The 12,693-nt window shown below is 37.1% G+C and carries 11 protein-coding genes; 2 read left to right on the plus strand and 9 right to left on the minus strand.

Annotation, left to right across the window (positions count from 1 at the left end; translation table 11 throughout):
- Window positions 1–101 precede the first annotated feature (101 nt).
- Window positions 102–938: a prolipoprotein diacylglyceryl transferase gene (gene lgt, locus REB14_RS03820; RefSeq protein ID WP_079240837.1), complete on the plus strand. Its 837-nt coding sequence runs from the start codon at window positions 102–104 to the stop codon at window positions 936–938.
- An 81-nt stretch (window positions 939–1,019) separates the two neighbouring features.
- On the opposite strand, the gene REB14_RS03825 is transcribed toward lgt, so the two are convergent.
- Window positions 1,020–1,775 (minus strand): SDR family oxidoreductase, encoded by a 756-nt coding sequence (locus tag REB14_RS03825; RefSeq protein ID WP_079240836.1) that lies wholly within the window; start codon window positions 1,773–1,775, stop codon window positions 1,020–1,022.
- A gap of 685 nt (window positions 1,776–2,460) precedes the next feature.
- On the opposite strand from REB14_RS03825, the gene REB14_RS03830 reads away from it, so the two are divergent.
- Window positions 2,461–2,883: a cold shock domain-containing protein gene (locus tag REB14_RS03830; RefSeq protein WP_034692134.1), complete on the plus strand. Its 423-nt coding sequence runs from the start codon at window positions 2,461–2,463 to the stop codon at window positions 2,881–2,883.
- A gap of 253 nt (window positions 2,884–3,136) precedes the next feature.
- Here the strand turns inward: REB14_RS03830 and REB14_RS03835 are convergent, their stop codons facing one another.
- The 8 genes from REB14_RS03835 to queG all read right to left on the minus strand — a co-directional run bounded on the left by REB14_RS03835 (window position 3,137) and on the right by queG (window position 12,646).
- Window positions 3,137–4,588, minus strand: coding sequence for a TolC family protein (locus tag REB14_RS03835; RefSeq protein ID WP_079240835.1), 1,452 nt, complete (start codon window positions 4,586–4,588; stop codon window positions 3,137–3,139).
- Complete coding sequence (locus REB14_RS03840; RefSeq protein WP_309521547.1) at window positions 4,569–7,691, minus strand: efflux RND transporter permease subunit; 3,123 nt, start codon at window positions 7,689–7,691, stop codon at window positions 4,569–4,571. The genes REB14_RS03835 and REB14_RS03840 overlap by 20 nt, the downstream gene beginning before the upstream one ends.
- Window positions 7,692–7,719: 28 nt before the next feature.
- Window positions 7,720–8,808: an efflux RND transporter periplasmic adaptor subunit gene (locus REB14_RS03845; protein WP_425248760.1), complete on the minus strand. Its 1,089-nt coding sequence runs from the start codon at window positions 8,806–8,808 to the stop codon at window positions 7,720–7,722.
- A 60-nt stretch (window positions 8,809–8,868) separates the two neighbouring features.
- A complete protein-coding gene (locus REB14_RS03850; protein WP_309521549.1) occupies window positions 8,869–9,201 on the minus strand; it encodes a hypothetical protein in 333 nt (110 codons plus the stop codon).
- Window positions 9,202–9,507: 306 nt separating this feature from the next.
- On the minus strand, window positions 9,508–9,960 hold the full coding sequence (locus tag REB14_RS03855) for an SRPBCC family protein (protein WP_079240831.1): 453 nt from the start codon (window positions 9,958–9,960) through the stop codon (window positions 9,508–9,510).
- A 52-nt stretch (window positions 9,961–10,012) separates the two neighbouring features.
- Window positions 10,013–10,660, minus strand: a complete 648-nt coding sequence (locus REB14_RS03860) for a murein L,D-transpeptidase catalytic domain-containing protein (RefSeq protein WP_309521550.1) — start codon at window positions 10,658–10,660, stop codon at window positions 10,013–10,015.
- Between the two features lie 3 nt (window positions 10,661–10,663).
- Window positions 10,664–11,347, minus strand: a complete 684-nt coding sequence (locus tag REB14_RS03865) for a TIGR02117 family protein (RefSeq protein WP_309521551.1) — start codon at window positions 11,345–11,347, stop codon at window positions 10,664–10,666.
- A gap of 360 nt (window positions 11,348–11,707) precedes the next feature.
- Window positions 11,708–12,646, minus strand: coding sequence for a tRNA epoxyqueuosine(34) reductase QueG (gene queG, locus REB14_RS03870; protein WP_309521552.1), 939 nt, complete (start codon window positions 12,644–12,646; stop codon window positions 11,708–11,710).
- Window positions 12,647–12,693 lie beyond the last annotated feature (47 nt).

The following is a 12,693-nucleotide window of genomic DNA, read 5'->3' on the forward strand; positions in this document are numbered from 1 at the left end:
AAAATGGCAAAAAGTTCGGGTAACAGATTACAGTTCAATATATAACCTCTTCAAAGCACACCATTCTGTTCAGAAAATCCTATTTTCTTATCTTTGCAGCAATGAATTTATTATATATCAACTGGGATGTTAATCCCGAAATCGTCAATATCTTAGGACTTCCCATAAAATATTACGGATTACTATTCCTTGCGGGACTTGTTTTATCTCTCAATATTTTAAAAAGAATTTATAAAAAAGAAGGTCTTAGTTCACAGGCACACGAAGCTTTATTCTCCTATGCATTAATAGGAATTTTGGTGGGAGCCCGATTGGGTCACTGTATTTTTTATGATTTTGATTATTATTCGCAGCACCCGCTTGAGATCTTTTTACCAATTCAGAAAGGGCCGGATGGAGCCTACCATTTCACAGGATTTGCGGGTCTTGCGAGTCATGGTGGCGGTATTGGTCTGGTAATTATGCTTCTCATCTATGCAAGAAAGTATTCTATCCCGTTCATGACCGTTCTGGATGCCATAGCGATTGTACTTCCGTTAGGTGGTACTTTTATCAGGCTTGCCAATCTGATGAACTCTGAAATTATAGGAATTCCTACCGATGTTCCATGGGCTTTTATCTTCCGTCAGGTAGATGATCTTCCGAGGCATCCTGCCCAGCTTTACGAAGCTATCTCTTATTTTATTATCTTCCTTGCTGTCTATTTTATTTACAGGAAGAATATTTTTAAGATCGGAAAAGGGTTTTACTTTGGAATCAGTATTCTATTGATCTTTATTATGAGAATTCTGATTGAATTTATCAAAGTAGATCAGGTAGAATTTGAGCACGGAATGAGTATGAATATGGGACAACTTCTGAGTATTCCATTTGTTCTTCTTGGATTATTCTTTATCATCAAAAGTATCCTGGAGAAAAGAAAGATTAAAACTACTTAATTTTCTTATTTCTTTTACCATAAAAAACTCACTGAAAGTTGTTTTCAGTGAGTTTCTTTTTTGAATGGATTTTATAATATGCTATCTCGTTGTATAGCCACCGTTGGCAAAAATGGTTTGTCCGGTAATCCACCAGCCTTCTGTTACCAGAAATTCTACCAGGGGAGCAATATCTTTAATATCCGTAAGTCCTCCTAATGCAGATGCAGATTTATGATAAGCAACGGCATCGTCTGTTTCCTGCCCGTAGAAGAAAGGAGTATCCATTGGTCCGGGTGCTACAGCTGTTACGGAAATTCCTCTTGCCCCGAATTCTTTGGAAGCGGCTCTGGTAAAATGCTCTACCGGTGCTTTTGCTCCTGCATATGTGGAATATAATCCGGTGTAGGCCGCCAATAATGAAGTTACAATGGTACAGATTTTCCCATGATCGTTTAACTTCTTACCAGCTTCCTGAAGAAAGAAGTAAGCAGATTTTGAATTGACATTGAACATGGTATCATATTCAGCTTCTGTAGTTTCTGAAAATGGTTTTTTAAGTACCATTCCTACGGTATTGATTGCGATATCAATTCCTCCGAAACGGGAAATGGTCTCATCAAAAAACTTCGTGATATGATCTACTTTGGTAAGATCTCCCTGAAATAAAAATGCTTCAGCTCCTAATGCCTGTACTTCAGCCAGTGTTTTCTCACTCTCAGTTCTTGAGTTTTCGCTGTTATAATGGATGGCCAGCTTTGCCCCTTTGGATGCAAAATCTCTGCTTAATAATCCGCCTAAATTTTTACCTCCTCCGGCAATTAAAACAACTTTTCCCTGTACATTTTGTGTTGACATGTTTTTATATTTAAATGTTAATGAGACAAAGATCAATCATAAAAACCGCTTCAACATGGTGAAATTTTCGGAATTTCTTTTTATTATTTTTAAACCGAAGGAAAAATGTTTATTATTTTATATAAACAATATTTTTCAATAGAATGTTATTTACCAACCAGATACGCTTTGATACGAGCCTTTTCAGTTAAACACTTTTGGATAATTCACAAACTCGCTTCAATTTTAGGCATAACATTTGATACCTTCCTCCCGTATTATGCACCACCACTTCATTTTTAATATATTTTTTTATAATCCTCAGGCTTCTGAGGATTTTTTTATACAATTATTACAACTTTCTTTACCCCTTCCTTACGAATATAAAATATCACTTAAAACCATTTCTGATAATCAATCATTTAAAACCTGATTATTCATTTTATTGTTGTATATTTGCATATTATTAACCAAGTCATTACTTTGTTTTCTGTAACGACCCGAATATTTTTTATTCAGTCTTTGCCTCTTGAGCAGCCATATTTTTAACTTTTATTCTTCTATTAAAGAACAATACTTGTCGGAATTTTAAAGCTCTGTATGATTGGAAATATCCAAAACAGGAAACATCGGCAGGCTTTATAGGTCTGAAGCAGACCAGATTGAACCAATTTAATTTATAGAAACTAAATACTAAAAATAATTTATGGCAGATTCTTTTTCTAAAAAGGAAAATTTCAAGAAAAAAATTCAAAAGCAAAAAGAAAAGGCGCTAAGACGCGAAGAACGTAAAACGAACAACAACAAAGGAGCGGAGGATGTCTTCATGTATGTAGACGAATTCGGAAGATTAACATCTACTCCACCTGAACAAAGACAGGAAGTAAATCTTGATGATATTCAATTGGGTGCTGCACCTATTATTGAAGAAGATCCAAGAAAAACAGGAATTGTTACTTTCCTGAGCGAAAAAGGATATGGTTTCATTACGGAAGATAATTCCAAAGAAAACATCTTCTTCCACAACAACAACTGTGCAGAACCGGTGAAAAAAGGGAATAAGGTATCTTTTGAAAAAGAGAAATCTCCTAAAGGATTTTCTGCTGTTGAAATTCAGATTGTTAAATAATATGTACTTATAAAATACTTCTGTCTTAAAAGCAGATTCATTTTAAACCATATACAAAGAGACTGCCCGTTAGGACAGTCTCTTTTTTTAGGGACATATAAAAAAAGTTAACTCAACTTTTAAAAAGTTAGATTCTAATGCAAGATCCTGGAATTATTTCAATTAGCATTACGGGAATCCGTAGAATCCGGTTAAAACATAAAAGAAGCTGCCTAAAAAGACAGCTTCCCTCATCGTAAAAAAAAGTAAAAAATTAATCCAGTTTCCCTCCCAATGCTTTAAACAACAGGACGTTATTTCTGGTATTCTGGTGCTGAAACTGCAGTAAATCCAGCTCAGCAGTTAGTTTGCTTTTCTGAGAATTGATCAGTTCAAAATAGTTTGCGTAGCCTGTGAGATACAGATCGTTGGAAACCTCCACACCACGGTCAAGGAAACCTACTTCTTCTGATTTCAGTTTCAGAACACGTTCATAGATCTTCGTCTGTTTCAAAATAGACTGAAGTTCATTAAAAGCAGTGGTAATACTTTTCTGATAATTTAAAAAGGCAATTTCCTGCTCTTTGCTTGCTACTTTAAATTCATATTTCAACTGCCCTTTATTGAATACAGGAACCATTAATCCCCCCAACAATTGCCCTGCCAGTGAACTTGGCTTGAAGAACGTTTCTACGGAAAAGGAATTCAGTCCAAAACCGGCACCCAAATCAATTTTAGGATAAAAAGCGGCTCTTGCAGCTTTCGCATCAGCCTGAGAAGCTTCCAACACATAATAGTTTGCGGCTACATCCGGTCTTGAATGGATCACATTTTCTACATTAATGGTTTTATTCAAAACTTCCATATTGGTAGGCATCAGTATTTTCCCACGTTTAACATCTCCGCCATAGCTTCCTGTTAATGTTGTAATCGCCTGTTCTACTGTAACGATTTCTACCCTGATGTGTTCAATCTCTGCCAGCCAGTTGTTATTCTGAGCTTTGAATTGCTGAACTGCCAACTCCGTGGCTTTTCCCACTTCACGCTGAGCCAGAACAATTTCAAAGGCTCTTTGCTGAAGTTTATAGTTCTTCTGATAAATGGCAAGACGATTATCCAACGCTACCAACTGGTAATACAGATTGGCAATATCTGTGAAAAGCTCTACCTGTAATAATCTTAATCCTTCTGTGGAAGCCAGATATTTCTTCTGAGCCGCAATCTTCTTATTTTTCAGTTTTCCCCAGGCATCAATTTCCCAGCTGCTTCTTGCTCCCAGCCAGTAATTAGGAGTAAAATCTCTGTTGATTTTCTGATTTTCCGTGATATTAGGGGAAAGATTGGTATCATAGTTTCCAACGCCTTCCATTGTATATTTTCCGTAGCGGTCACCGGAAGCCTGTATTCCCACTTCAAGAGATGGCAATAAATCCATCTTTGATCTTTGAAGGAAGCTATTGGCAATTTCCACTCTCTGCTGGGCAATTTGAAAATCCGGATTAGCCTGAACTACTTTATCAAAAAGCTCAAGCAGCTGAGGATCTGTAAAATACGCTTTCAGATTGATCTGCTGGAATTCATCCGTCGATTTACTTTTGTCAGCTTTGATGATCTCTTCTGGTAATTCCTGGGCTTTTTTCAGGTCCGTTACTTTGGGAACAGCACAAGAAACCAAGCTCAGTGACGCTATTCCATACAATATATTTCTATGATTTAATCTTTTCATCTTTCTTCTTATTTTCAAGTTTTGCAAAGAATATATACAGTCCCGGAATGACTACTAATCCGAAAATAGTTCCTATCAACATTCCTCCTGCTGCTGCTGTACCAATGGAACGGTTACCGATTGCTCCCGCTCCTGATGCAATACATAGAGGAATAAGCCCTGCTACGAATGCAAAAGAAGTCATCAGAATCGGTCTCAGACGTTGTCTCGCCCCTTCAATAGCGGCCGGAATAATATCAAATCCCTGCTTATTTCTTGCCACTGCAAATTCTACAATAAGAATGGCATTTTTAGCTAAAAGGCCAATCAGCATGACCAATGCTACCTGTGCATAAATATTATTATCCAATCCCATCAGTACCAAAGCGATATAAGAACCGAAAATCCCTGTTGGCAGGCTTAATAATACAGGCATTGGAAGAAGGAAACTTTCGTATTGTGCCGCCAATAAAAGATACACGAATAAAAGACAGATTGCGAAGATATAAACAGTCTGGTTTCCTGATAAGATCTCTTCCCTTGTCATTCCTGACCATTCAATATCGAATCCTCTTGGCAGTGTTTCTTTGGCTACACTTTCTACAGCGGCAATGGCATCTCCGGAACTGTAACCGTCTGCAGGTTCTCCGTTAATCATGGCAGACATATACATGTTGTATCTTGTCAGTACCTCAGGGCCGTATACCTTTTCAATAGTGATGAAAGTTGAGAAAGGAACCATTTCGCCTTTATCATTTTTTAAATATAAATTCAGAATACTTTCCGGAGTGTCTCTGTGTTCCGGACTCGCCTGCACCATCACTTTATACATCTGACTGAAACGGATAAAATTCGTGGCGTAATAAGATCCCAGCATGGTCTGTAGCGTAGACATTGCGTTATCTACCGATACTCCTTTCTTCGCTGCCATATCATAATCTACATTGATCATGTATTGAGGGAAAGTAGCATCAAAGCTGGTAAAGTTGTTCTGCAATTCGGGAGCTTCGTTTAATTTCTTAACAAAGTCTTTAGTGATCTTATCTGTATTTTCGATCTTTCCTCCGGTTCTGTCCAATAAACGTAATTCAAAACCGCTGGTATTACCGAATCCCGGGACCGTTGGAGGAGCAAAAATTTCAATATGGGCATCTGCAATGCTTTTTGTTTTGTCTGAAAGTTCTGCGATCAGATCATTCACTGAAATATTTCTTTCTTTCCAGTCTTTAAGGTTAATCATCGCCATTCCGTAAGAAGAACCTGCAATTTCTGTTACGATGCTGTACCCAGCAAGAGTGGTTACGTTTTCTACGCCTTTAATTTTTTTAGCAATAACCGTCACTTCATCCAGTACTTTTTCTGTTCTTTCTACCGTTGCTCCCTGCGGAGTCGTTACACTTACATATACCATTCCCTGATCTTCCATTGGAATAAACCCTGTTGGAAGGAATTTACTGGTCACAAAAGTAAGTCCAACGAATAAAAACAGTAATCCGAAAGTTACTGTAGTTCTTGTGGCAAATTTTGATAAAATACCTACATAACCATTCGTCAGTCTTTCAAATCCTGTATTGAAACTCTGGAAAGCCCTGTCAATAATGGTTTTCTTTTTATTGTGATCGTGAGGTTTTAAAATAATCGCACAAAGTGCCGGAGTAAGCGTCAATGCATTCACCCCAGAAATTACGATACTGATGGCCAGCGTTAATGAAAACTGACGGTAAAAAACTCCTACCGGACCATCCAGGAATGCTACAGGAATAAATACAGCAGACATCACAATGGTAATCGCTACTACAGCTCCCGCAATTTCTTTGGTGGCACTGATGGTGGCATCCATCGCATTCATTCCTTCCTCCATTTTCACGTGAACGGCTTCAACGACGACAATGGCATTATCCACTACAATACCTATCGCAAGAACCAACGCAAACAATGTTAAAAGGTTAACAGAGAAATCCAGCATATTCATAAAGGCAAAAGTTCCTACCAATGCTACCGGTACAGCCAGTACAGGAATTAATGTAGAACGCCAGTCCTGAAGGAAGATAAATACTACAATTCCTACCAGAATAAAGGCTTCGATAAGGGTTGTCAGTACCGCACTGATAGAAGCATCCAGGAATCTGGAAACGTCATAAGCCATATTATATTCCATTCCGGGAGGGAAAGAAGTAACTTTTAATTCTTCCATTTTTGTCTTTACGCTTTCAATCACTTCAGAAGCATTGGAACCGGGACGTTGTTTCATCATGATGGATGCAGAAGGTCTTCCGTCTGTTTTGGAAACCATTCCGTAGTTCATCGCTCCGAATTCTACTTTCGCAATATCTTTAAGCTTTAAAATAGTCCCGTCCACATCAGATCTGATGGGAACTTCTTCATATTGTTTAGGCTCAAAAAACTTTCCTTTATATTTGATTACATACTGAAGCTGGCTTGAGGTTTTACCTGAGGTTTCACCTACTTTTCCAGGAGCAGCAGAAATATTCTGCTTTTGCAAGGAAGTAATTACTTCATCTGCTGAAATATTGTAAGCTGCCATTTTTTGAGGATCCAGCCATACTCTCATTGAATATTCTTTCTGCCCCATGATTTCAGCACGCCCTACTCCATCAATACGTTTCAGTTCCTGAAGGACGTTGATATCCGTAAAGTTATAAATGAACTGTTCATCCTGGCTCGGATCTGTACTTGTGATATTAAGGTACATCAGCATACTGTTCACCTCTTTTTCAGTAGTTACACCGGCTCTGATTACTTCTTCAGGAAGCTCATCAAGAATTGTTGTTACCCTGTTCTGAACGTTTACCGCTGCCACATCAGGGTCTGTCCCTACTTCAAAGAAAACCTGAATAAGCGTAAGACCATCATTAGAGGTTACTGTTGACATATAAGTCATCCCCGGAACTCCATTGATCGCACGTTCCAAAGGAAGGGCTACCGCATTGGCAGATACTTCGGCGTTTGCTCCTGTATATTTTGCTGTAACGGTTACTGAAGGCGGTACAATATCGGGAAACTGGGTGATGGGCATTTTTAGCAGCGCCATGATTCCCAGCAGAACAAATAATATGGAAATAACCAACGAAAGAACCTTTCGTCTTATAAACATTTCTACCATAGTTAGTTGATTTAAAGATTATGAAGGGTTAATACTTCTTTTTGATTTTGATAATATTACCATCTTTCAAAGACTGAGTCCCTTCATAAATGATTAAATCTCCTTTTTTAAGACCACTTTCTACCATATAAGAGTCTCTTAAGGTAGTTCCGATCTTAATATTGGTCATTTTCACTTTATTCTGTTTATCTACTACAAAAACATAGGTCTTATCCTGAATGGAAAAGGTAGATTTTTGTGGAATAAGGATCGCATTATTCTGTTGCTCAGAAATGATAAGTTTCCCGGAAGTACCGTGTTTGATCAAACGGTCCGGATTCGGGAAAAGCACTTTATAACGAATAGAACCTGTGGTTCTGTCGATTTCCCCTTCGGCTGTTTTCAAAGCTCCGTTGAACTGGTAATTAACTCCGTTGGGAAGTGTTAGCTCAATCTTCTGATGACTTCCGATCTTATCATTAGCTAAAAGCTCAAAATATAAGTTTTCAGGAATAGAGAAATAGGCATACACTTCATTCAATTGGGAAAGTGTGGTCAATAGGGTTCCATTTTCCACCAAACTTCCGTCTTTATGGGGAATGACATCAATTACTCCGTCAAAAGGTGCTGTAATTCTTGTAAAGCTTATTTTCTGAAGAACCGTTCTCTTTTCTGCATCGGCAAATGCATGTTTTGCTTTGGCAGAAGACAGTTTTGCCTTTACCATTTCCAACTCATTGTTAGCCACAAATTTTTTGGCATGCAGACTCTGAATCTGTTTCAATTCCACCTCTGCAATGCGAACGTCTGCCTCAGTCTGCTTTAACGCCGCATTGGCTTTCAGGAGTTCCATCTGAAGTTCGGCATCATTGATTTTGAATAAAGCCTGTCCCTGATGGACAAACTGTCCCTCATTTACATAAATATGCTGTATAATACCTCCGATTCTTGAACGCATTTCTACATTTTTTTTAGCCTGGATATCGGTCACAAACTGGTTGCTCACCAATGTATCTTTTTCTTTGATTTCCAGTACGGGAACTTCTTTATCTTTCTGATTATTTTTTTCTTTGTCTTTACTGCATGACACAGCGAATAATGTTGCCATAAGGCAAATTATTACAGTTTTAAAATACATTTTTAAATGTTTAAGTTATAAAATTTCCGTTAAAATGATTTGGTATTCAGAAACTTAAACCTAGTACAACTGGAGGAGATGGAGAAAAGATTTAACTCCACAAATAATAGAAATTGCAATCTCAGGAAGAGTAACTTTTGGAATAACTTTTAAAATTCCTGAAAAATCTGCAATGGCAGGATCATTTTTTTTAACCGAATGTTTTACAATTTTGGCAGCTGCAGGCAATGCATGCGTATTCATATCTGCTTCTTCGTAAACATCCAGAACATGAATGTTTGTTACAGGCGGAACATGAGGAATATTCTGCAACGATTTCTCTGCCCAATTCGAATTGAAAAGGGAAAAAACCAGTATGATATAGAATAAGAAAAATGACCTCAGACCTGCCATGTCAACCAGAACACATTAGTTTTTCAGTAAAAAACGATAATCTGGCAAAATTAGTGATTTTTACTGGGAAATCCAGCCATTGAACTGTTAAAAAAACTTAAACAATAGAGGAATAATTCTACTCATTCATTCGTATTGGGATTCCTACGGAATGACAAATAGAACGCGAAGTTTATTCATGCAGTCTGTCATTCCGAAGGAATCAAACTTCTAAAATTCTGAATGAAAAATGGCACTAGGTTTTGGCTAAAGCCAGATGAATTTTGGTTTATTATTAACGGGCTAAAGCTCGTTTCTATTGAATATCTAGAACAATTTGCTGAGAACTCTGAAACGATAATCAAAGATATGTTCCAGTTTCTTTCTGATGAAAAGGTGGTGAGCAATTTCACCTAAAAATCCCATAGGAAGTTCATAATCTATGGTATCTCTCATCAGAACACCTTCTTCATTGGGAATAAATTCATGATGGTGATTCCAGAGTTTGTATGGCCCTTTTCTCTGAAAATCAATGAAATTTTTCTGGAAATCAACATGGGTGATTTCGGTCTGCCACTTCATTTTAATACCGAATAATGGAGAAACATAATAATCGATGATCATTCCTTCATAAATTTCATCATCTTCCATTTCCGTTAATACAATAAAGCCCATATCCTTCGGCGTAATTTCTGAAAGATTATTGGCTGAGGAAAAGAACTTCCAGGCTGTTTCTATATCACAATTGAGCTGTTGTTCACGGAAAAGGGTATGTTTCATAAAGCAAAATCAGTTAACAGGATTGTTATGAAAACAAAGGTATAACAAAGGTTTAATTATAGATCCACATCAGTACCGGTTTTTCTGATTTTTGAATCATCGGATCAATTTCCTTCATAGCGTTGTTGGAAATAGTGGGACAACCCCAACCTTCAGGAGATCCGTTAGGGAAAGTTTCAGTATCACTCATCAGATTCCAGGAATGAAAGACAATAAATCTTTTTAAAGCATTACTGTTGGTTTCTTCAAGGCCGTGCATCAGGTATTTTATATTGATTCCCCAGTCGCTGTAGCCTCTTCCTTCCAATTTATACTTCCCTAAAGATGAAAGATGGCTTCCGTCTTCATTGCTGAAGCCCGGATTGGCTTTAGAATTATCTTTACTCCAGGAATTGGAACCGCACCCATGCCCTACCAGATATTTTTTTGAGATTTTATTATTTTTAAAATCCCAGACAAAAAAACGGTTAACGCCTGAATGAAGGCTCATATCAATGAGAATACAGAAATCTTTGCTAAGATTCTTTGAAGCACAGAATTTTAAGGCTTCTTCTGCCTTTAATTTTATTTTAGAAAAATCAGTTTCAGGTTTCTTTTCTTCGACTACTGATGTTTCTACTGTTCTTATTGTATTATTTTTCCTCTCCTGAGAACATGAGCAGATCCAAAAGATGGCGAAAAACCAAAAAATCCTTTTCATATTTTATTTATAATGCTGAAAGATTCCGAAATCAGAAGGTGTCCAAAGTGCAGCTTTCTGTCCTGCAGCTTTCAAAGCGTTATTTGACCAGGTATTGCAAGTATACATAAAGCTGTAAGTTCCTTTTGCATCATAAAAGGCATCGTTATCGCTGTAAACAGCATTGGTAGGGATCAACATGAAATTTCCGTTCTGATCTCTGTCAAATTTATCTTCCACATATTTCACCAGATTTTCGTACTGACTTCTGCTGATCATGATCATTTTACAGTCATTCCCTTCTTTCATTGTATTATAATAAGTACAGTGCATAGCAGAATCACTTAGCCAGAATGCTGCTTTTATAGCTGTTGAAAATTTCAGGTCTGCCCAGGTAGGTGTATCAAGATAGAAACCTTTATCTCCCCATCCTATTCCTATATACTGATAGTCTGTTTTTTTTGATTTTGTATTGGCAAAAGGAATTTTCTGGCTCCAGTCCTGCAAATCATTTTTCACAGGCATTACAATATCGGTATGCACCCCGTTGGTATAAATATAGATGGGAATTTCTTTCTTTTGTCCGTCATCTTTTGCAGAAACGGGAATATAGGGAATCAACAACCCAAGGATCACATAAATAATCACAATTCCTACAATAATTCCTACCACTTTCAGGAGATACATTAATATCGTTTTCACAGTCATGTTTTTTAATAAAATTTAATCTTTAATTTTTAGTAAAAGTATTTGTTTTAATCGAAAAATTAACTATATTTAGTTACGAAATATTCACAAATATGCGTAAAAATACTAAATCCCAAAAAAGGTTTAAAGTAAGAGTAAAAACTGCTCCTAAAAGAATACAAAAAAGACGTTGATTTTCGGTGAGATTTTGATCTCCTGAAAATCAATTTTTCTTTATAGGAAAAGCTTTTTAAGAAACTTATTGATGTAAACCTTCACCTCCTTAAAGCGAAAAATTTAAGGAATGGTCAACTATCAGCTCTGGTTTGGAACTTCAAAAAATTCCAAAAGAGGGATTGTCACCAAAAGTTTAAAGAAAAATCAGTCAGAAGGTTTCTGCAAAAACTCAATATTTCTTTTGAGTCCTGCAAATTTGGTTCTTTTCACAGGAGATTTTCTGAAGATTTCCGAGAAAATTTCCTGGGTAAGTTCTTTCCATTCTCCTTTTTTGAAGTTTTTCAACGCTTCATTGGGCTGGAAACGGCTCTGTTTGTTAGGAGCGGAAAAACGGTTCCATGGGCAAACATCCTGACAGATATCGCAGCCGAACATCCAGTCTTCCATTTTATCTTTAAAATAATCCGGAATTTCATTCTTGAGCTCTATGGTTGCATAAGAAATGCACCGGCTTCCATCTATAATTTTTTCAGAAACGATGGCATCTGTGGGACAGGCATCAATACATTTCCTGCAGCTTCCGCAATGATCTGTAGTGGCGTGATCAGGAATCAGCTCCAGATCACAGATAATTTCGGCCAGAAAATAAAAAGAACCGCTTTGTTTGGTAATAAGGTTGGCATTTTTTCCTACCCAGCCTATTCCCGACTTTTTAGCCCAGGCTCTTTCCAAAACCGGTGCAGAATCTACAAAAACACGAAATCCGAATCCGCCTATTTCTTCCTGCAGCTCTGCAACCATTTCACGGAGTATTTCTTTGATTACTTCATGATAGTCTTCTGCATAAGCATATTTTGAGATTTTAAAATTCTCAAGAACGGAGATTTTTTCTTCAGGAAAATAATTATATGAAAGTGAAATTACAGATTTTGAACCTTCTACCAAAAGTCTCGGATCAAGTCTTTTGTCGAAATGATTTTCCATATACTTCATTTCGCCATTATAATTATTCTTCAGCCATTTTTCAAGATGATGAGCATCTTCCTCCAGAAAATCAGCTTTGGAAATGCCACAATTCTGGAATCCAAAACTTTTTGCTTTGGACTTGATCAGTTGGGAATATTTTTCGGCATCGGCATTCATTAATTTCACCCTGCAAAATTAAGATTATTTTATCAATCTTCTGATTT

Origin of the sequence: Chryseobacterium metallicongregator (assembly GCF_031324065.1) — a bacterium.
In the GTDB taxonomy this organism is placed as follows: domain Bacteria; phylum Bacteroidota; class Bacteroidia; order Flavobacteriales; family Weeksellaceae; genus Chryseobacterium; species Chryseobacterium metallicongregator.